Source organism: Pseudomonas cichorii, from assembly GCF_003700275.1.
Taxonomy (GTDB): Bacteria; Pseudomonadota; Gammaproteobacteria; order Pseudomonadales; family Pseudomonadaceae; genus Aquipseudomonas; species Aquipseudomonas cichorii_B.
The window spans coordinates 1-24,578 of sequence record NZ_RBRE01000002.1 but is presented as its reverse complement, the minus strand read 5'-3'; the positions used below and the strand labels follow the sequence as shown (position 1 = coordinate 24,578).

Genomic DNA, 24,578 nt, shown 5'->3' with positions numbered 1-24,578 from the left:
GACAGTCTGAGCTTACTTGATCAAGGCCCGATTCTTACGAATTCGGGCCTTTTTCATATCCGCAGGAATCAACGCGCAATCAGATGATGCGCGCCGAGTCGCTGGAACGCTCCAGACGAATTGCCACGAATTTCGAGGTCGGCGTATGGCTGCCTTCGCCGACGCTTTCCAGTGGCACCAATGGATTGACCTCCGGGTAGTAGGCCGCAGCCTGACCGGCAGGAATATCGAACGGCAACAGGGTGAAGCCCTTGACGCGACGTTCGTGGTTGTCGTTCCAGATCGAGATCAGGTCCGCTTTCTGACCCGGCTGGAAGCCCAGGCGGATAATGTCGGCTTCATTGACGAACAACACGTCACGCTGGCCTTTCACGCCACGATAGCGGTCATCGAGGCCATAAATGGTGGTGTTGTACTGATCGTGCGAGCGCATGGATTGCATGATCAGGTCCGGAGTCTGGCCGGTAGCGCTGATGTCTTCGTGGATCAGCTTGAGCGGCAGCGCATTGGGCTTGAAGTTGGCGCGGGTCGTCGCGGTGTTCCAGCGGCGGGCACCTGCAGCGTTGCCCAGATAGAAACCGCCCGGGTTCTTGATACGCTCGTTGAAATCCTTGAAGCCGGGAATGGTGTCGGCAATCAGGTCACGAATACGGCTGTAGTCTTCAGCCAGCCATAGCCAGTCCACCGGTTGCTTGCCCAGCGTCGCGCTGGCGATGCCGGCGACGATTGCAGGCTCCGAACGCATCAGCGACGAAGATGGCTGCAACTGGCCATTGGAGGCGTGGACCATGCTGAACGAGTCTTCCACGGTAACCGATTGCGGACCATTGGCCTGCATGTCGATGTCGGTACGACCGAAGCACGGCAGGATCAGCGCGTCCTTGCCATGGAACAGGTGGCTGCGATTGAGCTTGGTGCTGATCTGGACAGTCAGGTCGCAGTTGCTCAGGGCCGCGGCGGTGCGTGGGCTGTCCGGCGTGGCCTGAGCGAAGTTGCCGCCCAGCGCGATGAACACCTTGGAACGACCCTCGGCCATGGCATGAATGGCTTCGACCACGTTATGGCCGTTGTCGCGCGGAAGCTTGAACTGGAAGCGTTTTTCCAGAGCGTCGAGCAGGAACACCGGAGGGCGTTCGTTGATGCCCATGGTCCGGTCGCCCTGCACGTTGCTGTGACCGCGTACCGGGCACAGGCCTGCGCCCGGCTTGCCGATATTGCCGCGCAGCATCATCAGGTTGGCGATTTCCTGGATGGTCGCTACCGAGTGACGGTGCTGGGTAATACCCATGGCCCAGCACATGATGACGTTCTGGCCTTTGGCATACATGCGCGCCGATTGCTCGATGTCGCTCAGCGGCAGGCCGGACTGTTCGAGGATTTCTTCCCACGACGTTTCGTCAATGGCCGCCAGGTAATCGAGAACGCCCTGGGTGTGCTCATTGAGGAACGCGTGGTCGAAAATGGCTGGCGCATTGTTGAGCTGGGCTTCGCGTTCCCATTGCAGCAGGAACTTGGCCATGCCGCGCAGCAGCGCCATGTCGCCGCCCAGGGCCGGGCGGAAATAGGCGGTATTGGTCGGACGGTCACCGTTGGTGAGCATTTCCATCGCGTGCTGCGGATGCTGGAAGCGCTCCAGGCCACGTTCCTTGAGCGGGTTGACGCACACCACTTGCGCGCCACGTTTCACCGCATCGCGCAGTGGATCGAGCATGCGCGGGTGGTTGGTGCCCGGGTTCTGGCCCAGCACGAAGATCGCATCGGCGTGCTCGAAGTCATCGAAGGTTACTGTGCCTTTACCCACGCCGACGCTTTGCGACAGCGCCACACCACTGGCTTCGTGGCACATGTTCGAGCAATCGGGGAAGTTGTTGGTGCCATAGGCGCGCACGAACAACTGATACAGATAGGCGGCTTCATTGCTGGCCCGGCCCGAGGTATAGAACTCGGCCATGTTCGGGCTTGGCAGATTGTTCAGGTGTTTGGCAATCAGCGCGAAAGCGTCGTCCCAACTGATGGGCTTGTAGCGGTCGCTGTCCTGATCGTAGACCATCGGCTCGGTCAGGCGGCCCTGATATTCCAGCCAGTAGTCGCTTTGCTCCAGCAGCGAGCTGACGCTGTAGCGGGCAAAGAACGAGGCATCCACGCGACGTTTGGTGGCTTCCCAGTTGACGGCCTTGGCGCCGTTCTCGCAGAACTTGACCATACCGCTTTCCGGCGAGTCGCCCCAGGCGCAGCCAGGGCAGTCGAAACCGCCGTTCTGGTTGGTCTTGAGCATCATGCGCAGGTTCTTCAGCGCGTTGTCACTGCCCAGCCAGGCCTGTGTCACGCTGATCAGGGCGCCCCAGCCGCCTGCCGGACCCTTGTAAGGTTTGTAGCGGGGCTTTGGGGTTTTGTCGGCTTGGTGATGAGTGCTCACGCTTGAATCTCCATCGCAGGGCTATAGACCCGCGGCGCACTGTGCTGCGGCAGGTGAATTAGATTGAGGTTATGTCGGCGCGCCCATTGCAGGGCCAGGCCGGTGGGCGAAGACAGGCTGACCAGCGTCTGGATACCGGCGCGCAGGACTTTCTGGATCAACTCCAGGCTGCAGCGGCTGGTGACGATGGCGATGCCGCCTGTCAGGCCAATGTTCTGGCGGGTCAGGGCGCCAATCAGTTTGTCGAGGGCGTTGTGGCGGCCGATATCTTCACGGCCCAGCAGCAACTCGCCATTGCTGTCCATGAACAAGGCTGCATGCACGGCACCGCAGTGCTGACCCAGCGGCTGGAATTCGCCGATCCGCTGACGCAGGCCTTGCAGCCATTCGATCGGTGGCAACGGCGCGCCGGGCAATACATTCAGTTCCGGCAGCGCCTGCTCGACCGCTTCGACGCCGCACAGCCCGCAACCGCTGGTGCCCGCCAGTTGCCGACGTTGCTGCTTGAGGTTCCAGAAGGCCCGGCTGGCGATCTCGACTTCGGCCTGCATGGCCGAGCCGCAACCGCTGAGTCTGAAATCGTAGATTTCGTCTGCTGACGCAATGATGCCGCTACCCAGGCTGAAACCGACAATGAAGTCTTCCAGATCGGTCGGGCTGACCAGCATCACCGCCTGACTGATGCCGTTGTAGGCAATGGCCAGGGCCACCTCTTCGGCAAGGGCGGTCTGTGCCGAGTCGTCGCGCTCGAGGTTCGAGTAGCTATAGGACTGGCTTGCTTGAGGCGCGGGCGACTGAATGGCGGGCGCCGTGCTGGCCGTGCGCTTGGCGTGCATGGGCTGGATTACCGGCAGTTTGATATCCCTTAGCCTAGGCCTCTTGTCGGATATCGTCTAATCGCTAGTTCCAATGCTCTGATAGATGACGTCGATCAATACTTAGCGATTTTTTTCTGCCAGGAGCGTGAAGCAGGCTTCGGCCAGTGCCGAGCGTGGCGCGCTGCGGCGCATGATCAGACCGATGGGCGCCAGCGTGCGTGCATCCTCGATGGGATGCAGGCCCAGATGCTCGGTGAGCATATCCAGGCCGCCATCCAGCGGCATGATTGCGCAGCAGAAGCCGCCGTGGACCGCCTGCATCAGTTGGTGAACGGCATCGGTTTGCAGCAGGGGCTGTGGATGCAGGCCGCGGCTGTGGAAGTTGTGGTCAATGGACTGACGAAAATGCATGCCGCTGGTCAGGGTGCCCAACGGCAGCTCGATCAGCTCGTTCCAGCTCAACGGCTGCTCGCCGAAGCTGAAGTGGCGCCGGTCATACAGCAGGCCCATGCGGGTTTCGTCCAGCGTCAGGGTGTCGAAGCGTTCGTTATCCAGACGTTCCAGATACGAGACGCCCAGATCGATGCGATTGCTCGCCAGTTGCTCCAGGACCTGCTCGGAACTGAGCGACGACAGCTCGAAGCGCAGGTTCGGGTGGATCTGATGCAATTGCTGCAACAGCGATAGCGGATCGAAGCTCGAAAGTGGCACCACGCCCAGGCGCAACGTCCCGACCAGATGCCCGCGACAGGCTGCGGCTTCGGCCTGCAGGCCGTCATACGCCGAGAGCACCGTGCGTGCCCAGGCCAGCACCCGCTCGCCCGGCGCCGTGAAGCCTTCAAAGCGCTGGCCGCGCATGACCAGTGGCAACCCCAGTTCTTCTTCAAGATTGCGCAGGCGCATGGACAGCGTGGGCTGGGTGATATTGCAGCGTGCTGCTGCCTGGCCGAAGTGACGGGTTTCGTCGAGTGCGATCAGGAATTTCAGTTGCTTGATGTCCATCTTCACTCCGATAGGCAATGCAGGGGATCGATTCTACGCCCTCAACGGTGCCGAGGGGGATGGGCAACGTTGGTCGGAATGCGTCAGCCCCGTGATTACGGGAGCTATCGTTGTTGTTTGCGGGCGTGGCAACAACCGTAAGGAGAATGAGCAATGAGTCTTTTCAGTTTCTTGAAAGATGCAGGTGAAAACATCCTTGATGCGCTGACACCGGGCAATGCCAATGCCGACGAAGTTCTGAAAAAGCACATTTCCGGGGTCGGCCTGGGTAATCCCGCTGTGCAAACCAGCGTGGATGACGGCAAGGTTACCGTGACCGGTGAAGTCTCCAGCCAGGAAGAAAAGGAAAAGATCCTGCTGGCGCTGGGCAATATCTCGGGCGTCGAACAGGTGGATGACCAGATGACCATCGCCGCCGGTGCGCCAGCGACAGCGGCTGCACGCTACGTCACGGTCGAAAAGGGCGACACCCTGAGTGCGATCTCGAAGCGGGTGTATGGCGATCCGAACCAGTATCAGAAAATCTTCGAGGCCAACAAACCGCTGCTCAAGGACGTGAACCATATCTATCCGGGACAGCAGTTGAGGATTCCCGATTAGCGCAGCGCAGATGACTGTGAGCGAATTCATCCGCGAATGTCGCCTTCGCGGATGAATCCGCTTCTACAAACCTTTGATCAGCTCCAGATAATCCCTCACCGCCTCGAACTCTTCGGTGTCCTTGGGGCCTTTCTGGCTGTTGGGTTCGCTGACTGCCAGCAGGTGAGCGACACCGAAGCGTTGGGCGCTGCGCAGAATCGGCAAGGTATCGTCAATGAACAGGCTGCGCACCGGATCGAATGCGGTGTCGGCCTGCAGGGCGTCCCAGAACTGCGCGTTTTCCTTGGGGAAACCATAGTCATGTGAGCTGATAAGCCGCTCGAAGTAAGGCGCCAGCTCGATCCTTTCCAGTTTCAGCGACAGCGAGTCACGATGCGCATTGGTGATCATGATCACCCGTTTGCCGGCCTTCTGCAGGGCGGCGAGAAAGGTCTGGGCATCGGGCCGCAGGGCAATCAGGTGCGCGGTTTCGAGTTTCAGGTCGCGTATCGACAGCTTCAACTCCTTGCTCCAGAAGTCCAGGCAATACCAGTTGAGCGTCCCGGCATTGTTCTCGAACAGTGGCTGCATCTCCAGCCAGGCCATGGCCAGGCTGATGCCGTGCAGGTCGGCATAGCGCTGCGGCAAGTGCTGCATCCAGAAGTGTTCGTCGTAATGCAGATCGAGCAGAGTGCCATCCATATCCAGCAGGACGGTGTCGATATCGCTCCAGGGCATTGAAAGCATTCTGGCCTCTTCAGGAATTGATGACGGAAGTAAGCATATCCGAGACAGACAATCGGAAAAGCCACGGTATAGTACTCCGTCACCGCAAAGGAGCCTGTCATGCGCCAGAAACCTACCGTACTCGCCCGCGAAATCGTCGCCAGCAGTCGCTTGTTCCGAGTTGAAGAGCTGCAATTGCGCTTTGCCAACGGAGTCGAACGCACTTACGAAAGGCTGGTGGGCAGGGGCGCGGGATATGGTGCGGTGATGATCGTCGCCATGATCGATGCCGAGCATGCGCTGTTGATCGAAGAATATTGCGGCGGTACGGACGAGTATGAGCTGTCCTTGCCCAAGGGCCTGATCGAGCCGGGCGAGGATGTTCTGGCCGCCGCCAACCGCGAACTCAAGGAAGAAGCAGGCTTCGGAGCCCGGCAACTGGAGCATCTGACCGAGTTGTCGCTATCGCCCGGTTACATGAACCAGAAGATTCAGGTGGTGCTCGCGACCGACCTGTACGAAGAGCGTCTTGAGGGTGATGAGCCCGAGCCGATTCGTGTCGACCGGGTCAGCCTGCGCGAACTGGTCAGCCTGGCCCAGAACGAACAGTTCACCGAGGGCCGTGCCCTGGCTGCGCTGTACCTGACGCGCGACCTGTTAACCCAACGTGGACTGTTTCTACCATGACCGATGTATTCGACAACCTGCCGCATCCACTCCTTGCCCCGGTGATCGCTCTTGTCCGGTCGGCGGGTGAAGCAATCCTACCGTTCTGGCGAGCCGACGTTGCCGTGACCGCCAAGGCCGACGATTCGCCGGTGACCGCTGCCGATCTGGCGGCCCATCAGGTACTGGTCGATGGTTTGCAGGCCCTTGATCCTTCGATTCATGTGTTATCCGAAGAAGACGCCGATATTCCCCTGAGCGAGCGCGCGGGCTGGGAGCGCTGGTGGCTGGTGGACCCGCTGGACGGCACCAAGGAGTTCATCTCCGGTAGCGAAGAGTTCACGGTCAATGTCGCGCTGATCGAACGGGGCCGCGTGGTGTTTGGCGTGGTGTCGATGCCCACCAATAACCGCTGCTATTTCGGTGGCGCCGGCCTGGGTGCCTGGCGCAGCGATAATGCCGGGCACAGTGCGCCTGTTACGGTGCGCGACGAGCCGGGTGTCGGCCAGGATTTTACCGTGGTCGCCAGCCGCCGCCATTCCAGCCCCGAACAGGAGCGCTTGCTGGCGGGATTGTCCGCCGCTATGGGCGAGTTGCAACTGACCAGCATCGGCAGCTCGTTGAAGTTCTGTCTGCTGGCCGAAGGCGCGGCCGATTGCTATCCACGTCTGGCACCGACTTCACAGTGGGATACCGCTGCGGCTCAGGGTGTACTGGAAGGCGCTGGTGGAGAAGTGCTGCAACTCGATGGCCAGCCGTTCAGCTATCCGCCCCGTGAGTCCTTGCTCAACCCGTTCTTCCTGGCCTTGCCTGCCCAGGCGACATGGCGCGGGAAACTGCTGGAACTGGCTGACGGCATCGTTCGCGAATGAATTCGCGAAAGCGCTTCATTCACCGATGCAACACAAACTGCCCGGTAAACCTGACCGCATCCACATCACTGTCCTGAGCGGTGATGCGGGTTTGCAGGGTCAGGCGCGCGCGGCCCCGGCGCTGGTAGGTGGCGATGAATCTGTCCCATTGGGCATCATCCGGCGCATCGCACAGGGCAATCGCATCACCGCGCACCGGTAGTGGATAACTGATCTGCCCATCCTGAATCACGATATGCCCATCGTCGATCCCGGCCTCCTGCAACCTCAGATGCAGCCAGCCCCAGCCTGCCAGTACCGCGCCGCAATACAGGCTGCCGCCGAACAGAGTGCTCTTGTGGTTGATATTGGGGGCCAGCGGCAGGTGCAGGCGTAGCCGGTGTTCCTGCCAGTCGATGACCCGCATGCCCATTTCGCGAGTCAGCGGGATATCGTGGTGCAGAACACGCTCCAGCGCTTGCCCTGACGAATCATGTTCATTCGAGCTCATCGGAGCCTCCGCTGCTGTCGCCGAAACTCAGGCCGTGCTTGCGCAGCTTGTCATGCAGGGTCTTGCGCGGCAGCCCCAGCGCTTCGGCCAGGCTGCGCACCGAACTGTGCGGGCGTGCCAGTTCCGCGGCGATCAAGGCGCGCTCGAAACTTTCCACCTGATCGCTCAGGCCGCCACTGAGCGGCGCGGCTTCCTGCGTGGTGCCGCCTTCAAGTTCCAGCTCCAGTCCGAGGGCAAAGCGCTCGGCGGCATTTTGCAGTTCACGCACGTTGCCCGGCCAGTTGTGCCGCAGCAGCAGGGCGCGCTGGCCCGGTTTGAGTTCATGCTTGGGAATGCCGTGGCGGGTGCTGGCGGCATCGGCGTAGTGCTCGAACAGCATCAGCGCGTCTTCGCCTCGTTCGCGCAGTGGCGGGATGCGCAGCGAGGCGACATTCAGCCGGTAATACAGGTCAGCCCGAAAACGACCCTGGTCGGCGGCCTGACGCAAGTCTTCCTTGGTGGCGGCGATCACCCGGATATCCAGCGGAATCTGCTGATTGCTGCCCATGCGTTCGACCACGCGCTCCTGCAGCAGGCGCAGCAGCTTGACCTGCACGTCCATGCTCATGCTTTCGATTTCATCGAGAAACAGCGTGCCGCCATTGGCGAACTCGAACTTGCCGATGCGGCGCTTTTGCGCGCCGGTGAACGCGCCGGACTCATGGCCGAACAGCTCGCTTTCCACCACCGACTCGGCGAGTGCTCCGGCATTGATCGCGACAAAGGGTCCGTTACGACGGTTCGACAGGTCATGCAGGGCTCTGGCCACCACTTCCTTGCCCGCACCGGTTTCGCCGAGGATCAGCACATCGGCGCGGGTGGCTGCCAGAGCGCCGATCTGTTCGCGCAGACGCAACATCGGTGTCGACTGGCCGACCAGCCGGGTGCTCAGTTGCTGGCGATCGCTCAATGCCATGCGCAGGCTGCGGTTATCCAGCACCAGCCGGCGCAAGGCCAGGGCCCGGCGTACGCTGTCGAGCAAGGCATCGCTGGCGAAAGGCTTTTCGAGAAAGTCATAGGCTCCGGCGCGCATCGCCTGAACGGCCAGCGGTACATCGCCATGGCCGGTGATCAGCAACACCGGCAACTCGGGGTCCTGGCTGTGCAGATGGCTCAACAGCTCAAGGCCATCCATGCCGGGCATGCGGATATCGCTGACAATCACGCCCGGCCAGTCGCGCCCGATGCGATTGGCCAGCCCGTTGGCTTCGGCCAGCGGCAGGACTTTCAGGCCCGCCAGGTCGAGCGTCTGGCTCAAGGCCTGGCGCAGGTGCGAGTCGTCGTCGATCAGCACCACTTGAATGTGGCTGTCGATGGCGGTATCCGAACTCATGCGGAGAGATCCTCTGGCGGTTGAAGGTTGGCCCCGGAAGATCCGGCGCGCAGGCGCAGGGTAAGCAGTGCGCCACCGGTCGGGTGATTGGCGAACAGCAGTTCGCCGTCCAGGGCGCGCATCAGCGTATCGCAGATCGCCAGTCCCAGCCCAAGGCCCTGAGTGCGGGTCTTGGTGGTGAAAAACGGCTCGCGTGCCCGTTCCAGTGCTTCCTGGGTAAAGCCCGGGCCATTGTCGCGAATGTACAGATTGACGCCATCGGCGGTGGCTTCGGCACTTATCCACAGTCTGCGCGGCGGACCTTTTTCGGTCAGCGCATCCAGAGCATTGGCCAGCAGGTTGCCGAGCACCTGGCGCAGGCGGGTTTCGCCGGCCTGGACCCATAGCGTCGCGTCCGGCAGATCGCGGATCAACTCGACTTCCATGGCCCGCCGCCGCTTGGCCAGCAGAGCCAGGGCATCGTCCAGTGCCGGTTGCAGGGCCACGCTTTCCGGCGCATGCCGATCCCGACGGGCGAAAGCACGCAAGTGGGCGATGATCGAAGCCATGCGGCCGGTCAGTTCGCTGATCAGCTTCAGGTTGCCGCGTGCGTCTTCGGTGCGCTGGTGATCGAGCAGCACTTCGGCGTTTTCGGCATAGCTGCGGATCGCTGCCAGCGGCTGGTTGAGTTCGTGACTGATACTGGCCGACATGGTGCCCAGTGCCGAGAGCTTGCCGGCCTGCACCAGTTCATCCTGGGCGCGTACCAGTTCCTGCTGGGCCTGTTCGCGCTCCAGCACTTCCTGCTTGAGCCGACTGTTGAGGCCTTCCAGATCGCTGGTGCGCTCGATGACCCGCATCTCCAGCTCGCGCCGGGCCTTGGCCTCGAAGGCGATACGCTCCAGATAATGACGACGGCGCTGCATCATCAGGCCCAGCAGCGACATCAGTACCAGCAAGCCTGCGCCGCCAATCGCCACCACGGTACGCACCTGACGGTCGACCAGCACACGCGGCGCCAGAATGCTCACATTCCAGTCGGTTTCGGCAATCGAGCGGGTCTGGGTCAGCCAGGCGCGTTCATCGAGCTTCAACGGACGTGGATCACGGGTCGGATATGGCTGGATGGCGACTATGGCTTTCTTTTCGTCCTCGCTCAGTTCGCGAGTCGCCCGGAAACGCCATTCAGGGTTGGACGTCAGGATCACCACGCCATTCTGATCGGTGAGCAGCAACTGCTCGGGCGTCTTGCCCCATAACGTTTCGGTATGGTCCAGATCGACTTTGACCACCAGCACCCCGGTGACTTCACCGGCTTCACTGACGGGCGCCGCGAAAAAATAGCCGCGCTTGACCGAGGTGGTGCCCAGGCCGAAGAAACGCCCCAGCTTGCCGGCCAGCGCATCCCGGAAATACGGGCGGAACGAGAAGTTGCGGCCTATGAAGCTGTCGTGCTGATCCGAATTGGAGGCCGCGATGGTCATGCCATTGCGGTCCATCAGGTACATGACGTCCGCGCCGGTCTGGCGGACGATGTCGCGCAGCAGATGATTGGCGTGGGTCTGGGTCGCCTGATCGTGAGGTTTGTCCAGCGCATCATGCAGGGCCGGAAGGTCGCCGAGGATCTGCGGCAGGGTTTCGTAGCGATGCAGTGTGCCCAGCAGGCTTGCCACGTACAGATCCAGAGTCTGGCGATTCTGGCTGGCCAGTTCGCTGCGATAGTAGCGCTCGGCAAGGTGTTCGAGCGGCCACAACAGCGGCGCAAGACACAGGGCCAGAAGGGCGAGGCTGCGCCAGCGGGGGCGTTGTGGAATGGCAGGTTTGGTAGTCATGTCTGGGCGCTGGCCAAAAGGTTTACTGGCCTGTCTTGCGCGAATGAATGCGTTCGTCGGGAACGAATTCATTCGCGAATCTCACGATCGCGTCAGAACAGGCGTATCAGAAAACCGCATTATGCCTGCCGCCGGAGCGACAGGCACTCATGCAAACAGATCGGCGTCTTTCAGGCTCTTGCCTTGCTGATCCTTGGCCGACAATTGCGGGGCATCGGCCAGTTGCCAGTCGATGGCCAGGTCGGAGTCATCCCAGCGGATGCAGCGCTCGGCGGACGGCGTGTAGTAATCGGTGGTCTTGTACAGGAACTCGGCGTAGTCGCTCAGCACCACAAAACCGTGGGCAAAACCCTTGGGGATAAACAGCTGGCGAGAGTTCTCGGCCGACAGCCGTACCCCGGTCCACTGGCCGAAGGTAGGGGAGCTGCGACGAATATCCACGGCGATGTCCAGCACTTCGCCTGCTGTGACGCGTACCAGTTTGTCCTGGGCGTTTTCAATCTGGTAATGCAGGCCGCGCAACACGCCCTTCTGTGAGCGCGAGTGGTTGTCCTGAACGAAGTTCGGCTTGAGGCCGGTCGCTTCAAAAAAGGCCTTGGCGTTGTAGCTTTCATAGAAGAAGCCACGCTCATCGCCGAAGACTTTGGGTTCGATGATAAAGACGTCTGACAGCTCTGTGGCAATCACTTTCACTTACGTTCCCCTGCGAGTTGGAACAGATACTGGCCGTAACCGGTCTTGCCAAAGTAGTCGGCACGGTGCAGTAAATGTTTACGGTCTATCCAGTCATTCTGATAAGCGATTTCTTCAAGGCACGCGACTTTCAGGCCTTGTCGATGTTCGATGGTCTGCACATACGCCGAAGCATCGAGGAGGCTGTCATGCGTGCCGGTATCGAGCCAGGCAAAGCCGCGGCCGAAACGTTCGACGCGCAGCTCGCCGCGCTGCAGATAGGCGTTGTTCACATCGGTGATTTCCAGCTCGCCGCGGGCTGACGGTTTGACGTCCCTGGCGATCTGAACCACTTCGTTATCGTAGAAATACAAACCTGTGACTGCATAGTTGGATTTTGGGTTTTCGGGTTTTTCTTCGATGGACAGCGCACGGCCCTCATCATCGAAGTCGATCACTCCGAAGCGCTCCGGGTCTTTTACCCAGTAGCCGAACACGGTTGCACCCTTGCGGTTCGCGGCTGCCTGTTGCAGTTGTTCGCTGAAATGCTGGCCGTGAAAAATGTTGTCGCCCAGTATCAGGCACACCGAGTCATTGCCAATGAACTCTTCCCCGATCAGGAAGGCTTGAGCCAGACCGTCCGGCTTGGGCTGTTCGGCGTAATGAAAGTTTACGCCGAACTGGCTGCCGTCGCCCAGCAGCTTGCGATACTGCGGCAGATCCAGTGGTGTGGAGATGATCAGGATTTCCCGGATTCCGGCCAGCATCAGCACCGAGATCGGGTAGTAGATCATCGGTTTGTCATAGACCGGCAGCAGTTGTTTGGAGATGCCCAGCGTGATCGGGTGCAGGCGCGAGCCAGAGCCTCCGGCCAGTACGATTCCTTTGGTCATGCAATCAGATCCTTGTGGTCAGTGAAGCCCAGTCGTTCTCCCTGATAACTGCCATCCTGAACCCTGCGGCACCAGTCCAGGTTATCCAGATACCATTGCACGGTCTTGCGCAGGCCTGAATCGAAGGTTTCCACCGGCGTCCAGCCCAGCTCGTTTTCGATCTTGCCTGCATCAATGGCATAGCGTTGATCGTGCCCCGGACGATCGACCACATGGGTGATCAGGTCACTGAAGTGTTCCACGCCAGCGGGGCGGTTCGGAGCAAGCTCTTCCAGCAAGGCACAGATGCCGCGCACAACATCGATATTCTTCTGCTCGTTGTGTCCGCCAATGTTGTAGGTCTCGCCAACCAGGCCCTCGGTCACCACCTTGAGCAACGCTCTGGCGTGGTCCTCGACGTACAGCCAGTCGCGCACTTGCAGGCCGTCGCCGTAGACCGGCAGAGGCTTGCCTGCCAGCGCGTTGAGGATCATCAGCGGGATCAGTTTTTCGGGGAAATGAAACGGCCCGTAATTGTTCGAGCAGTTGGTGATAACCACCGGCAACCCATAGGTACGATGCCAGGCCCGAACCAGATGATCGGAAGCTGCCTTGCTGGCGGAGTAGGGCGAGCTTGGCGCATAGGGTGTGGTTTCGGTGAACAGCTCGTCCACGCCATGCAGGTCGCCATACACCTCGTCGGTAGAGATATGGTGAAAACGGAAGACCTGTTTCTCGGCTTCGGGCAGCTTCAGCCAATAACCGCGAGTGGCTTCCAGCAGGCTGTAGGTGCCGACGATATTGGTCTGGATAAAATCGCCAGGGCCATCGATGGAGCGGTCCACATGGGATTCGGCTGCCAGGTGCATGATGGCGTGCGGCTCGAACCGCTCAAGCACTGCACTGACCCTGGCTTGATCGCAGATGTCGGCCTGCACGAATTCGTAGCGCGTATTGGTCGCGATGCTGGTCAGCGACTCAAGGTTGCCGGCATAGGTCAGCTTGTCGAAGTTCAGCACTTCGTGGCCGGTATTCTGTATCAGGTGTCGGATCAGCGCAGAGCCGATAAAGCCTGCTCCACCGGTCACGAGTATTCGCATGATCGGGTCTTCTCTCTAGTAGGTCTTGATCGTTATGCAGCATAGCCTGTCGCATCGGGCAATATCCGGCGTACATGCAATGAAATAAATTGATAGGCCGCAGTCTCATCGCCATAAATCTGCCGTTCGGTCAGCGAACAGACTTTGGTGACGTGGCGCTGGCACCCTATAGTTGCTCGATTGGAATGCCTCTGCCGAACTGGCCGGGGATCAACAGGAACGAGGTTGTGACATGCCGCTCGCTACGCTTATCCGCCGCTCCGGCCTGCCTTGCCCGCAGGTCGATGTTGAACAGGCCCTGCAACTGCTTGAACAACATTACGGGTTGAGCGGGTCATTGAAAGAGCTGGGCAGCCAGCAGGATCGCAACTTTCTGCTCGACGCCGGCCAGCGCCGCTACGTGCTGAAAATCTGCCATGGCGATTATTCCACCGTGGAGCTGGACGCCCAGCATGCGGCGCTCGAACATCTGGCCAGCCATTCAAATGTGCGTGTGCCGGGCGTGATTCGTGCCAACAGCACCGAGCAGTTGTTGTCCCTGAACATCGAAGGGCAGGCTGTGCATGTGCGTTTGCTGGAGTTTATCGACGGTCAGTCGATGGGCCATGTTCAGCACCTGAGCCATGAAGTGCTGACCGGGCTCGGCGAATTGTGCGCACAGGTCGATCAGGCGCTTGTCGGGTTCGAGCATCCCGGCCTGGAGCGCATTCTGCAATGGGACCCCCGGCATGCCCATGCGCTGATCAAGCATCTGTTACCGGTGATAGACAGCGCCCATGAGCGCACCTGCCTGATGGATGCCGCCGAGCAGGCGCACAGACGCTTGCTGCCGCTGATTGCGCAACTGCCGGTTCAGGCTGTTCATCTGGATATCACCGAGCACAACGTGGTCTGGTCGCGGGATGCGCAGCGGCGTTGGCAACTGCAGGGGCTGATCGATTTCGGTGATCTGGTCACGACCTGGCGGGTAGCGGATCTGTCGGTCACTTGCGCGGCGCTGCTGCACCACGCCGCAGGCGATCCGTTCTATATCCTGCCAGTCATACGCGCTTACCACGCCATCAATCCTCTGAAACTCGCCGAGTTGCAGGCCTTGTGGCCGCTGATTGTCGCCCGTTCGGCGGTGCTGGTGCTCAGCAGTGAACAGCAGGCCAGTGTCGAGCCGGACAATGCCTATATCCAGGCCAACCTCGAAGGCGAATGGGGCATCTTCGAGGTAGCCACGTCGGTGCCGATGAGCCTGATGGAAACGGCAATCCTGCAAGCGGTCGGGATCGAGCCTCCGACGCCCGTGCAACCGGTCTATTTTCCGTTGCTGCCGAGCCTGGCCGGGCATGAGTTCCAGACCGTGGATCTGAGCGTGCTCAGCGAACACTTTGAGGCCGGCAACTGGGAGCAGGACGGCATCGACGAGCGTTTGTTGAAGGCCGCTGCCGGACAGACCGGCGTGGCCTCAAGCCGGTTCGGTGAATATCGGCTGTCACGCACCTTGCCCGATAGCGCCAGGGAGCCCGATACCTTTGCCCTGCATGTCGAACTGCACATTCCCGCCGAGACAGCGCTGCATGCACCGTTCAACGCAACCCTGCGCCTGACCGCCGATGCGGCGTTATGGCTGGTCGGCGATGTGCTGAGCTTGAGGCTATGGGGCGCAGACACGAACCTGAAACCGGGCAGTCTTGTCGCGGCCGGCGATGTGATCGGGCAGGGCGGCGGCTCCTTGCTGCTGCAACTGTGCACGCAGGCCGAACTGAGCCCGCCGCTGTTTACCACGGCTTCCCGGGCTGCGGCATGGCGAATCCTGAGCCCGTCGCCCTCGACCTTGCTGGGCTTCGATTGTGATGCTCCGGCCACTCAGGACTCTCCCCAACTGCTGGCCCGTCGCGATGCCAGTTTTGCCCGTTCGCAGAAGCATTATTATCAGGCCCCGCCGCAGATCGAACGTGGCTGGCGCAATCACTTGATTGACATGCAGGGCCGTTCCTATCTGGACATGCTCAACAATGTCGCGGTGCTCGGGCACGGTCATCCGCGCATGGCCCGGGAAGCTGCTCGCCAGTGGTCGCTGCTCAATACCAACTCGCGTTTTCATTACGCTTCCCTCGTCGAGTTTTCCGAGCGCCTGCTCAAGCTGGCGCCCGAAGGGATGGATCGGGTGTTTCTGGTCAACAGCGGCACCGAGGCCAATGACCTGGCGATTCGTCTGGCCTGGGCCTACAGCGGCGGGCGCGACATGCTCTGTGTGCTGGAGGCCTATCATGGCTGGTCGGTGGCCGCCGACGCCATTTCCACCTCGATTGCCGACAACCCGCAGGCGTTGAGTACCCGCCCGGACTGGGTGCATCCGGTGACCGCACCAAATACCTACCGCGGGCCTTATCGTGGCCGCGACAGCACGGCGGACTATGTACGAAGCGTTGACCAGGCACTGGCGAAACTGGATGAACAGCAGCGCCAGGTCGCGGGTTTCATCTGTGAGCCGGTTTACGGCAATGCCGGCGGGATTTCCCTGCCGCCCGGTTACCTGCAACAGATCTATCAGAAGATCCGTGAGCGTGGCGGGGTATGTATCGCCGACGAGGTGCAGGTGGGTTATGGCCGTCTGGGCCACTACTTCTGGGGTTTTGAAGAACAGAACGTGGTGCCGGACATCATCACCATGGCCAAAGGCATGGGCAACGGTCATCCGCTCGGCGCAGTCATCACCCGTCGCGAAATTGCCGAAGCGCTGGAAGCCGAAGGCTATTTCTTCTCGTCCTCCGGCGGCAGCCCGGTCAGTTGCCGGATCGGCATGGCGGTGCTGGATGTGATGGAAGAGGAAAACCTCTGGGAAAACGCCAGGCTGATCGGTGACCACTTCAAGGCGCGGTTGCAGGCGTTGGCCGATAAACATCCGCTGGTGGGCGCCGTGCATGGCATGGGCTTTTATCTGGGGGTCGAGTTCGTTCGGGATCGCCAGACGCTGGAGCCCGCCACCGAAGAGACCGCGCAACTGTGCGATCGTCTGCGCGAGCTGGGCATTTTCATGCAACCGACCGGTGATTACCTGAACATCCTCAAGATCAAACCGCCGATGTGCACCACCCGGCAAAGCGTGGAATTTTTTGTCGAGAGTGTGTCCAAGGTATTGAGCGAGCTGGAGTGAGTTCGATGGATATCGGCCTAAAAGGGGGTTTTATTTCGGCTTGTGCAGATATGTACTTTAAAAGCCGATTTTTATCCGCTATAAAGCCACGATATCCGTAGGAGTGGTTTCGACCGCGAAAACCATCGCGAATAAATACGCTCCTACAGCTTTTACGTCATCCACGATTGCCCGGAGGCATTTCCATGAGCCGTATCGTCACCGTCGCCGCTACCCAGATGGCCTGTTCCTGGGATCTGGAAGCCAACATCGAAACCGCTGAAAAGCTGGTACGCGAGGCTGCGGCCAAGGGTGCACAGATCATCCTGATCCAGGAACTGTTCGAGATGCCGTACTTCTGCCAGAAGCCCAACCCGGACTATCTGCAGTTGGCGACCAGCGTGGAATCCAACGTAGCGATCAAGCATTTCCAGAACATCGCCAAAGAACTGCAAGTCGTCCTGCCGATCAGCTTCTTCGAGCTGGCCGGGCGTGCGCGCTTCAATACCATCGCGATCATCGATGCCGACGGCACCAACCTGGGCATCTACCGCAAGAGCCACATTCCAGACGGCCCTGGCTATCACGAGAAGTATTACTTCAATCCGGGCGATACCGGTTTCAAGGTCTGGCAGACCCGCTACGCGAAAATCGGCGTGGGCATCTGCTGGGACCAGTGGTTCCCGGAATGCGCCCGCAGCATGGCGCTGCAAGGTGCGGAAATCCTGTTCTATCCGACCGCCATCGGCAGCGAGCCGCATGACAAGACCATCAGCTCCCGCGACCACTGGCAGCGCGTGCAGCAGGGTCATGCCGGCGCCAACCTGATGCCGCTGATCGCCAGCAACCGCATCGGCAACGAAGAGCAGGACGGCTACGACATCACCTTCTACGGCTCGTCGTTCATCGCCAACCAGTTCGGTGAAAAAGTCGCTGAACTCAACGAAACCGAAGAAGGCGTGCTGGTCCACAGCTTCGACCTCGACGAACTGGAGCACATCCGCAGCGCCTGGGGTTCTTTCCGTGATCGTCGCCCGAACCTGTACGGCGCGATCAAGACCCTCGACGGCTCGCTGGAGTCCTGAGCACATGACGATGTTCAAGAGCACCCCGCGCGCTGACGGCTTCCACATGCCTGCCGAATGGGCGCCACAGACTCAGGTCTGGATGGTCTGGCCCGAGCGCCCCGACAACTGGCGCCTGGGCGGCAAGCCCGCGCAGGCGGCACACGTGGCGATTGCCAAGGCGATTGCCCGTTTCCAGCCGGTCACGGTCGCGGTGTCTGCCGGTCAATACGACAACGCTCGCGCTCACCTCGACATGCCCAACATTCGCGTGGTGGAAATCAGCAACAACGACGCCTGGGTACGTGATACCGGCCCGACCTTCGTCATCAACGAGCATGGCGAAGTGCGCGGCGTGGACTGGGATTTCAATGCCTGGGGCGGTTTTGACGGCGGTCTGTATTCGCCGTGGAACCTGGATTCGCAACTGGCGAGCAAGGTCCTGGAAATCGAACGCTGCCCGCGTTACGTGACCGAAGGTTTCGTACTGGAAGGCGGCTCGATTCATGTCGATGGCGAAGGCACGCTGATTACTACTGAAGAATGCCTGCTCAATCGCAACCGCAACCCGTACCTTTCGCGGGAACAGATTGAAGCGGTGCTGAGCGACAACCTGTCTGTGGATAAAGTCATCTGGTTGCCCGATGGCCTGTTCAACGACGAAACCGACGGGCATGTGGATAACTTCTGCTGCTACGTGCGTCCAGGTGAAGTCTTGCTGGCCTGGACCGATGATCCCAAAGACCCCAACTACCCACGTTGTCACGCAGCGTTGAGTATTTTGGAAAACACCCGGGACGCCAAAGGGCGTGAATTCATCGTGCACAAGATGCCAATTCCCGGTCCATTGTTCGCCACCGACGAAGAATGTGCAGGCGTAGATAAAGTGCACGGCAGTCAGGAACGCGACCCTTCGGTGCGTCTGGCAGGCTCCTACGTGAACTTTCTGATCGTCAACGGCGGCATCATCGCCCCCAGCTTTGATGACCCGATGGACGAAAAGGCCTGTGAAATCCTGCAGCGGCTGTTCCCGGAACATGAAGTGGTGATGGCACCTGGCCGCGAGTTACTGCTGGGCGGAGGCAATATTCACTGCCTGACGCAACAGCAGCCAGCTCCCTGGAAAGCGCCTTTGTAACATTCACTTACATCCTTGTCCGGCAGCTGGTCCTGTTTTTGCTGCACTAAGCCCATCACCCGATGGGCTTTTTTGTGGGTAACGTTTTGTATCAACTATCCTGAAAATAACAGGCGGTGGGGTGTGGAACCGTTCGGCTGATTCGTTTGTATGTCACATAGCATCTGTAGCTTTAGCCCCTCATGACTTAAGAGGTTGTCCATTATGAACGCAGGTATCAACCAGCATCGTGCACATGGTTTGTCTGCTAGTAACGAGGCTCGTCAGATGATGGCGGATTGGTTAAGGACGACCAGGCTCCCAAAACCTCGACCGGATGTGCGTGCAATGCTGTTGCAGCGCTATCCGGCAGGTTTGTTCAACGAGGCAGAACTGGAAGCTCTGCTGAGTGTGCTCAAAGACTGAGCTGTGACTGCGACCCTTCTAGAACGGATGTTTCCATGTTTGACACCCCTCAAGTCTTGGGACTAGGATTCACGTCCCACCGCTTGTGGCTATGAGCCATGTACGTCCATCTGTAGTCCACTGCGATGATTTCGTTCGGTCTTCTATACTTCGCCCAAAGTCAGAAGTCCCCGGCAGACCTCAGGGAAGCCGCCACGGCGCGTGTCAATCCGTGTAAAGAAGGAAAATAATATGTTTAACAAACGTCTCGGTTTGCTCGCTCTGGGCATCATCAGCGCCAGCCAGGCAATGGCAGAGGGTCAGGCAGATTCCAAGGGCTTCGTCGAAGACAGCCACCTGACCGTGAATCTGCGTAACGCCTATATCAACCGTGATTTCAAGAACGGTAATGACGACAAGGCCGAATGGGGCCAGGCGTTCATGGGCAACTTCACCTCCGGTTTTACCCAGGGCACAGTTGGCGTCGGTGTAGACGCATTTGGCCTGTATGGCATCCGTCTGGATGGCGGTAAAGGTCGCAGTGGTGCTGGTGGTATCGACTTCTTCAAGCAAGGTAGCCCTGACGCTGATGGCAGCAATGGCTCCGCGGCCAATGATCTGGCCCGTGCTGGCGCTGCGGTAAAATTCCGCGTCTCCAACACTGTGCTCAAGTACGGCGATCAAATGCCTCAGCTACCAGTGCTGAGCTACGATAACTCGCGCCTGTTACCGGAAAGTTACACCGGCACCATGATCACTTCCAAAGAGATCGAAGGCCTGGAGCTGGTTGCCGGTCGTTTCACCCAGCAAGTTCGCAAGAGTGCTGAAGGTGGCGACAGCGGTGATCTGAAAAGCATCAATGTCTATGGCGGTAGCTACAAGTTCACCGACGCCTTCAGCGCAGCGGTTTATGCTTCTGATAACGAAGACGTTTTCAAGAAACAGTACCTGAACCTGAACTACGTTTTCGCCTTGCCACAAGACCAGTCTCTGACTCTGGACTTCAACGGCTACAAGACCAAGCTGGACAAGAATTATCCAACCGTAGCGACCACTGGCGCACGTGACAACAAGATCTGGAGTCTGGCGGCGACCTGGGCTGTGGGTATCCACTCCTTCACCCTGGCTCATCAGCGTAGCTCCGGTGAAACCGGCTACAACTATGGTGGCTACCGGAATGCTGGTGGCTTTGGTGATGGCGGCAACACCATCTACCTGGCCAACTCCTACTGGTCTGACTTCAACAACAAGGACGAGCGTTCGTGGCAAGTTGCCTACGGCGTCGACCTGTCAACTCTGGTGACTCCGGGCCTGAGCTACAAGACTGCTTACGTGCGTGGTGACAACATCGACAATGGCACCGGCAGCGATGATACAGAGCGCGAGTTCTTCAACCAGCTGACTTACGTGGTGCAGGGCGGTCCGGCCAAGGATTTGTCCGTTCGCCTGCGTAGCTCAATCCTGCGTGCTTCCGCCGATGGCGGTGAAGGTAACGAAGTTCGTGTCTTCGTGGATTACCCAATCAACGTCTTCTAAGACGTGACTGTGTAAACCGCTGTCGAAAATGCCTCGATCTTCGGATCGGGGCATTTTTTATGGGCTCCGCTCAATGGCGACGCACGAAGGTTGTCGGCTACCATGCACGAACCCTCGCACAAGCCGATCACGCCCATGGCTCTCGCCGCTCCACCTGACCTCACCGATATTGCCATTCCCGTGCAACCGCTGGCGCGCACCTATCCGCGTGGGCACTACATCGAGCCTCACGACCATGTCTGGGGCCAGGTGCTGTATGCAATGTCGGGTGTAATGTGGGTCGAGACACCTCGCGAAGCGCTGGTCGTCCCGCCGCAACGGGCGGTGTGGTTGCCGCCGGGAGTCGAGCACGGCATCCGCGTGGTGTCAGAGCTGGAAATGCGCAACATCTACCTGCGTCCGGCCATTGCCCGAACACTGGAAGACTCGGTTCAGGTCTTTGAAGTGGCTGGCTTGCTGCGCGAGCTGATTCTCAACCTGGTCGCGCTGGACAGGGATCTTGAGCCGCAATACTACGATGCGCTGGTCACCCTGGCCTTGCTTGAGCTCAAGCGAGCCAGGCGTTCGTTAATCAAAGTCCCCATGCCCGACGGCTCGGATCGACGGCTGATGAACCTCTGCCAGGCGGTCATGGGCGAGCCGTCGCTGGATATCCCGTTCGAGCAGCACGCCGAAAACGCCGGAGCCAGTGTTCGCACTCTGGCCCGCCTGTTTCAAGGCGTATTGGGCATGGGCTTCGCCGAATGGCGCAGGCAGGTCCAGCTGGCAACTGCCGTGGCTGAAATCATCCAGGGCGTACCGGTCAGCCGTATTGCCCGCTCACTGGGGTATACGCCCAGCAGTTTCAGCGACATGTTCCGCCGGGAACTGGGTGTCGCGCCCTCGCAATACACCCCTCCCGCGACAAGGCAAGGCGGTTCTGCCTGACTGATTCCGCGTCCATCTGGCCGATATCCCGAAGCCCTTGGCCGATAGCCTTTTACATCTCTCCCTACACTCTGCGCATTCCAAGACGTTTGAGCGGAGACACCCATGAAAGCCCTGCAATTTTCCCGAACCGGCGACCTGGCGGCACTGGCGTATCTTGAGCTGCCCAACCCTGTGCCGGCTGCCGGTGAAGTCCTGATTCAGGTCAAAGCCGCTGGCCTGAACCCCAGCGATGTGAAGAACGTACTGGGCCGCTTTCCCTATACCACATTGCCGCGGATCCCCGGTCGGGACTTTGCCGGTGTCGTCATCGAAGGCCCTCAGGAGCTGTTGGGGCAGGAAGTCTGGGGAACTGGCAAGGAGCCGGGTTTCTTTCGTGACGGCTCCCATGCCGGGTTCCTCACCTTGCCTGCCAAGGGCGTTGCCCTAAAACCCAAGGCCCTGAGTTTTGCCCAGGCCGCCAGCCTCGGAGTGCCTTACACCACCGCATGGGATGCCTTGCAACGTGGCCTTGTGGGCGGCGAAACCCGTTTACTGGTCATTGGTGCCAATGGTGCCGTCGGCAGCGCCGCCATGGCGCTGGGCAAGATACTCGGTGCTCAGGTGCTGGGCGCAGTGCGTCGTCCCGAACACCTTGAAGACCTGCAGGCCGCAGGCTTCGACGGCATCCTGCTCGATACCCCGCAAGCGCTGGCCTGCCAGGTTGACGCAAGCTTCAAGGGCGGCGCAGACGTGATCTTCGACACCACCGGCTTCTGGCTGCCTGCCGCTGTGTCGGCACTGGCTCCGTTCGGCCGTATCGCGATCATTGCAGCACCGGTCGATGGCCATGTTCAGTTGCCAGCGCTGGCGCTGTATCGCAAGGGAGGCTCGGTGGTCGGTATCAACTCGCTGCTCTACGACTGCGAAGCCTGCGCCGGAATGCTCAACCAGTTCGGGAAGTTCTTCGATCAGGGATTGCTGGCGCTGCCGAGCGGGTTGCTCGAGTCGCCCCTGAGCGAAGGGCTGGCGCGTTATGCCGAGGTGAACGAGGGCAGGGGAGAGAAGGTCATCCTCATCCCCTGATCGTTCCTCAAACCTTGAAGCGAGTCACCATCCTGTTCAGATCAACGGCCAGAAGAACCGTTTATTTCTGTGACAGGACACTAGGCAGGCGAGGTCTGGCGCTGTACTTTTCGGCCTGAACTCAAGGTCGGATCAACCTGCGCATGGATGGGAAAAAGCTGAAAATCATGGTCTCTTCCACTGTCTTTGGTGTGGAAGAGCTTCTTGATCGTGTATACACGTTGTTGACCAGCTTCGGTTATGAAGTCTGGATGTCCCACAAGGGGACTGTTCCGGTATTTTCCGAAGAGTCGGCGTTTGAAAGCTGCCTGATGGCGGTGGAAAAATGCGATTTGTTTCTGGGTATCATCACGCCACAATATGGCAGTGGCGTCGATAGCACCGGTATTTCCATCACCCATCAGGAAATAAAAAGGGCTGTCGAACTGAAAAAGCCGCGCTGGTTTCTCGCTCATGACCATGTCGTATTCGCTCGACGCCTGATGGCCGACCTTGGTTATCGCAAGCAGACAGAGCGACAACAACTCACTCTCAGACCCAAGTCGACATCCATTACTAACCTGAAAGTTGTTGATATGTATGAAGACGCGACCATGGAACACTTGCCTCTGGACGATCGTCAGGGAAACTGGGTTCAGAAATATGAGCGCGATGACGATGCCAACCTGTTTGTCGTTGCTCAATTCTCGCGCTATCAGGACGTGGAGCAGCGGCTGCTGGATCACTTGGGCAATCGTCAAAGTGTTGCCCAGCGTTTGAGAGGCCAGGATGAATAAGACCCCTGCCGAACTCAGAGCGCTTTTGCTGTTGGGTGAAAACCAGATCCTTGAGTTCAAGGCGCATGCACGTCCTGAAAGCTGTGGTCCGCAGATTTGTGCATTTCTCAATTCCCAAGGTGGTTACCTGCTGTGCGGGATCGACCCGGAAGGCCGGATACTGGGCATCGAGAATGCGCAACAGGCAGCCCAAAGACTGGAAAGCATGTTGAAGTCCCAGATCCAGCCGCCGGTGTTGTTCTCTTTTGAGGTGCAGGACATCGATGGCAAGCAAGTGCTGGTGATCGAGGTACCTTCCGGCAAGGACATTCCATATGCGTTCCGCAGTGATATCTACATCCGCCGGGGAGAGGCGACGCACAAGGCCGATATCGAAACCATTCGGGATATGGTGCTCCGCAAGCAGGTCGAACCTGAGCGTTGGGAGCGACTGTTTTCTTCCGAACTGGATGAACAGCAGCTCTCCGGCTCCGCGTGCCGCAAGTTGTTCTCTGCTTCGCGTATTCCGATGGAGGCGAAACTCTCCGAGCTGGGGTTTTTACATCAACTGCAATTACTGTCATTGGCCAAATATGGTCGTTTGACCAATGCCGCCGATGTATTGCTTGCCAGCGACCCTGTACGACGTCATCCACAGGCAAGGGTGCGAGCTGTTTCCTATAGCAGCAAGGCCGCAGACGAATATCCGGATCTGCAACATTTCGCCGGCCCCATGGCTGAAGTGATCGAGCAGTTGTACACGTTCATCATGCGCAATACGCCTTCCAGGGCCCGCTTCATCAGTAGCAGCACGCAACGTGAAGATACTCCCCTGTTCCCCGAAATGGCGATACGTGAAGGTCTCGTCAATGCTTTTGCTCATCGCGACTACAGCAGTTTCTCCGGCGGCATCAAAGTGGAAGTCAGCCCGCAACAGGTGCAGATATGGAATTCAGGCAGTCTTCCTGAAGGTGTCAGCGCAGAACAGCTGCAGCAGGGACATATTTCAGTTTTGCGCAACCCGGATATTGCCCATGTCCTCTATCTGCTTGGCTATATGGAGAAGCTTGGGCGTGGCAGCGTATTGATCCAGCAGGCATGTGAAGAAGCAGGCCTTCCAGCTCCGGTCTGGAGTTCCGAAGCGGCCTCCGGGGTGACCTTGACGTTCTTCGCCCCGGAAGTCACCCCG

The 24,578-nt window shown here is 59.4% G+C and carries 22 protein-coding genes; 12 read left to right on the top strand and 10 right to left on the bottom strand.

Annotated features, from left to right (window positions below; translation table 11 throughout):
* Positions 1–79: 79 nt before the first annotated feature.
* From ALQ04_RS00465 to ALQ04_RS00455, 3 genes are all read right to left on the bottom strand, one after another.
* Positions 80–2,416 (bottom strand): FdhF/YdeP family oxidoreductase, encoded by a 2,337-nt coding sequence (locus tag ALQ04_RS00465; RefSeq protein WP_122313710.1) that lies wholly within the window; start codon positions 2,414–2,416, stop codon positions 80–82.
* On the bottom strand, positions 2,413–3,252 hold the full coding sequence (gene fdhD / locus ALQ04_RS00460; RefSeq protein WP_122313709.1) for a formate dehydrogenase accessory sulfurtransferase FdhD: 840 nt from the start codon (positions 3,250–3,252) through the stop codon (positions 2,413–2,415). The genes ALQ04_RS00465 and fdhD overlap by 4 nt, the downstream gene beginning before the upstream one ends.
* Positions 3,253–3,354: 102 nt before the next feature.
* Complete coding sequence (locus ALQ04_RS00455; RefSeq protein WP_122313708.1) at positions 3,355–4,236, bottom strand: LysR family transcriptional regulator; 882 nt, start codon at positions 4,234–4,236, stop codon at positions 3,355–3,357.
* Between the two features lie 153 nt (positions 4,237–4,389).
* On the opposite strand from ALQ04_RS00455, the gene lysM reads away from it, so the two are divergent.
* Complete coding sequence (gene lysM / locus ALQ04_RS00450; protein WP_122313707.1) at positions 4,390–4,836, top strand: peptidoglycan-binding protein LysM; 447 nt, start codon at positions 4,390–4,392, stop codon at positions 4,834–4,836.
* Between the two features lie 63 nt (positions 4,837–4,899).
* Here lysM and yrfG read toward each other — a convergent pair whose 3' ends face one another.
* Positions 4,900–5,562, bottom strand: a complete 663-nt coding sequence (yrfG, locus tag ALQ04_RS00445) for a GMP/IMP nucleotidase (RefSeq protein ID WP_122313706.1) — start codon at positions 5,560–5,562, stop codon at positions 4,900–4,902.
* Positions 5,563–5,661: 99 nt separating this feature from the next.
* Here yrfG and nudE point away from each other — a divergent pair, with 99 nt between their 5' ends.
* Positions 5,662–6,228 (top strand): ADP compounds hydrolase NudE, encoded by a 567-nt coding sequence (gene nudE, locus ALQ04_RS00440; protein WP_122313705.1) that lies wholly within the window; start codon positions 5,662–5,664, stop codon positions 6,226–6,228.
* On the top strand, positions 6,225–7,079 hold the full coding sequence (cysQ, locus tag ALQ04_RS00435; RefSeq protein ID WP_122313704.1) for a 3'(2'),5'-bisphosphate nucleotidase CysQ: 855 nt from the start codon (positions 6,225–6,227) through the stop codon (positions 7,077–7,079). Before nudE ends, cysQ begins: the two co-directional genes overlap by 4 nt.
* A gap of 19 nt (positions 7,080–7,098) precedes the next feature.
* On the opposite strand, the gene ALQ04_RS00430 is transcribed toward cysQ, so the two are convergent.
* From ALQ04_RS00430 to rfbB, 6 genes are all read right to left on the bottom strand, one after another.
* Positions 7,099–7,569 carry a YiiD C-terminal domain-containing protein gene (locus ALQ04_RS00430; protein ID WP_122313703.1) on the bottom strand — a complete coding sequence of 157 codons (471 nt, stop codon included), beginning with the start codon at positions 7,567–7,569 and terminating at the stop codon, positions 7,099–7,101.
* Entirely contained in the window at positions 7,556–8,941 is a 1,386-nt protein-coding gene (locus ALQ04_RS00425; RefSeq protein ID WP_122313702.1) for a sigma-54 dependent transcriptional regulator, read from the bottom strand. Before ALQ04_RS00425 ends, ALQ04_RS00430 begins: the two co-directional genes overlap by 14 nt.
* Positions 8,938–10,752, bottom strand: coding sequence for an ATP-binding protein (locus ALQ04_RS00420; RefSeq protein WP_122313724.1), 1,815 nt, complete (start codon positions 10,750–10,752; stop codon positions 8,938–8,940). Before ALQ04_RS00420 ends, ALQ04_RS00425 begins: the two co-directional genes overlap by 4 nt.
* Positions 10,753–10,899: 147 nt before the next feature.
* Entirely contained in the window at positions 10,900–11,445 is a 546-nt protein-coding gene (rfbC, locus tag ALQ04_RS00415; RefSeq protein ID WP_122313701.1) for a dTDP-4-dehydrorhamnose 3,5-epimerase, read from the bottom strand.
* Positions 11,442–12,317, bottom strand: coding sequence for a glucose-1-phosphate thymidylyltransferase RfbA (gene rfbA, locus ALQ04_RS00410; protein ID WP_122313700.1), 876 nt, complete (start codon positions 12,315–12,317; stop codon positions 11,442–11,444). The genes rfbC and rfbA overlap by 4 nt, the downstream gene beginning before the upstream one ends.
* On the bottom strand, positions 12,314–13,396 hold the full coding sequence (gene rfbB / locus ALQ04_RS00405) for a dTDP-glucose 4,6-dehydratase (RefSeq protein WP_122313699.1): 1,083 nt from the start codon (positions 13,394–13,396) through the stop codon (positions 12,314–12,316). The genes rfbA and rfbB overlap by 4 nt, the downstream gene beginning before the upstream one ends.
* A 232-nt stretch (positions 13,397–13,628) precedes the next feature.
* Here rfbB and ALQ04_RS00400 point away from each other — a divergent pair, with 232 nt between their 5' ends.
* From ALQ04_RS00400 to ALQ04_RS00360, 9 genes are all read left to right on the top strand, one after another.
* On the top strand, positions 13,629–16,541 hold the full coding sequence (locus tag ALQ04_RS00400; RefSeq protein ID WP_122313698.1) for an aminotransferase: 2,913 nt from the start codon (positions 13,629–13,631) through the stop codon (positions 16,539–16,541).
* A gap of 185 nt (positions 16,542–16,726) precedes the next feature.
* Positions 16,727–17,605, top strand: coding sequence for an N-carbamoylputrescine amidase (gene aguB / locus ALQ04_RS00395; RefSeq protein ID WP_122313697.1), 879 nt, complete (start codon positions 16,727–16,729; stop codon positions 17,603–17,605).
* 4 nt (positions 17,606–17,609) lie between these two features.
* Positions 17,610–18,722 (top strand): agmatine deiminase, encoded by a 1,113-nt coding sequence (gene aguA, locus ALQ04_RS00390; protein ID WP_122313696.1) that lies wholly within the window; start codon positions 17,610–17,612, stop codon positions 18,720–18,722.
* Positions 18,723–18,926: 204 nt separating this feature from the next.
* The gene (locus ALQ04_RS00385; RefSeq protein WP_122313695.1) at positions 18,927–19,127 is read left to right on the top strand and encodes a hypothetical protein; all 201 of its coding nucleotides are present in this window, start codon (positions 18,927–18,929) and stop codon (positions 19,125–19,127) included.
* A 231-nt stretch (positions 19,128–19,358) separates the two neighbouring features.
* Complete coding sequence (locus ALQ04_RS00380) at positions 19,359–20,642, top strand: OprD family porin (RefSeq protein ID WP_122313694.1); 1,284 nt, start codon at positions 19,359–19,361, stop codon at positions 20,640–20,642.
* 135 nt (positions 20,643–20,777) lie between these two features.
* Positions 20,778–21,569, top strand: a complete 792-nt coding sequence (locus tag ALQ04_RS00375; protein ID WP_122313723.1) for a helix-turn-helix transcriptional regulator — start codon at positions 20,778–20,780, stop codon at positions 21,567–21,569.
* 105 nt (positions 21,570–21,674) lie between these two features.
* Complete coding sequence (locus ALQ04_RS00370; RefSeq protein WP_122313693.1) at positions 21,675–22,634, top strand: zinc-binding alcohol dehydrogenase family protein; 960 nt, start codon at positions 21,675–21,677, stop codon at positions 22,632–22,634.
* Positions 22,635–22,777: 143 nt separating this feature from the next.
* A complete protein-coding gene (locus ALQ04_RS00365) occupies positions 22,778–23,410 on the top strand; it encodes a DUF4062 domain-containing protein (RefSeq protein WP_122313692.1) in 633 nt (210 codons plus the stop codon).
* Positions 23,403–24,578 (top strand): RNA-binding domain-containing protein (locus tag ALQ04_RS00360; protein WP_122313691.1); only part of this gene is annotated, 1,176 nt, incomplete at its 3' end. The genes ALQ04_RS00365 and ALQ04_RS00360, both read left to right, overlap by 8 nt.

What these genes read in the sequence shown, in the direction of transcription:
- fdhD (WP_122313709.1), bottom strand. Translation starts at nt 3,252, where the DNA reads ATGCACGCCAAGCGCACGGCCAGCACGGCGCCCGCCATTCAGTCGCCC.
- ALQ04_RS00455 (WP_122313708.1), bottom strand. Translation starts at nt 4,236, where the DNA reads ATGGACATCAAGCAACTGAAATTCCTGATCGCACTCGACGAAACCCGT.
- lysM (WP_122313707.1), top strand. Translation starts at nt 4,390, where the DNA reads ATGAGTCTTTTCAGTTTCTTGAAAGATGCAGGTGAAAACATCCTTGAT.
- yrfG (WP_122313706.1), bottom strand. Translation starts at nt 5,562, where the DNA reads ATGCTTTCAATGCCCTGGAGCGATATCGACACCGTCCTGCTGGATATG.
- nudE (WP_122313705.1), top strand. Translation starts at nt 5,662, where the DNA reads ATGCGCCAGAAACCTACCGTACTCGCCCGCGAAATCGTCGCCAGCAGT.
- cysQ (WP_122313704.1), top strand. Translation starts at nt 6,225, where the DNA reads ATGACCGATGTATTCGACAACCTGCCGCATCCACTCCTTGCCCCGGTG.
- ALQ04_RS00430 (WP_122313703.1), bottom strand. Translation starts at nt 7,569, where the DNA reads ATGAGCTCGAATGAACATGATTCGTCAGGGCAAGCGCTGGAGCGTGTT.
- ALQ04_RS00425 (WP_122313702.1), bottom strand. Translation starts at nt 8,941, where the DNA reads ATGAGTTCGGATACCGCCATCGACAGCCACATTCAAGTGGTGCTGATC.
- ALQ04_RS00420 (WP_122313724.1), bottom strand. Translation starts at nt 10,752, where the DNA reads ATGACTACCAAACCTGCCATTCCACAACGCCCCCGCTGGCGCAGCCTC.
- rfbA (WP_122313700.1), bottom strand. Translation starts at nt 12,317, where the DNA reads ATGACCAAAGGAATCGTACTGGCCGGAGGCTCTGGCTCGCGCCTGCAC.
- rfbB (WP_122313699.1), bottom strand. Translation starts at nt 13,396, where the DNA reads ATGCGAATACTCGTGACCGGTGGAGCAGGCTTTATCGGCTCTGCGCTG.
- ALQ04_RS00400 (WP_122313698.1), top strand. Translation starts at nt 13,629, where the DNA reads ATGCCGCTCGCTACGCTTATCCGCCGCTCCGGCCTGCCTTGCCCGCAG.
- aguB (WP_122313697.1), top strand. Translation starts at nt 16,727, where the DNA reads ATGAGCCGTATCGTCACCGTCGCCGCTACCCAGATGGCCTGTTCCTGG.
- aguA (WP_122313696.1), top strand. Translation starts at nt 17,610, where the DNA reads ATGACGATGTTCAAGAGCACCCCGCGCGCTGACGGCTTCCACATGCCT.
- ALQ04_RS00385 (WP_122313695.1), top strand. Translation starts at nt 18,927, where the DNA reads ATGAACGCAGGTATCAACCAGCATCGTGCACATGGTTTGTCTGCTAGT.
- ALQ04_RS00380 (WP_122313694.1), top strand. Translation starts at nt 19,359, where the DNA reads ATGTTTAACAAACGTCTCGGTTTGCTCGCTCTGGGCATCATCAGCGCC.
- ALQ04_RS00375 (WP_122313723.1), top strand. Translation starts at nt 20,778, where the DNA reads ATGGCTCTCGCCGCTCCACCTGACCTCACCGATATTGCCATTCCCGTG.
- ALQ04_RS00370 (WP_122313693.1), top strand. Translation starts at nt 21,675, where the DNA reads ATGAAAGCCCTGCAATTTTCCCGAACCGGCGACCTGGCGGCACTGGCG.
- ALQ04_RS00365 (WP_122313692.1), top strand. Translation starts at nt 22,778, where the DNA reads ATGGATGGGAAAAAGCTGAAAATCATGGTCTCTTCCACTGTCTTTGGT.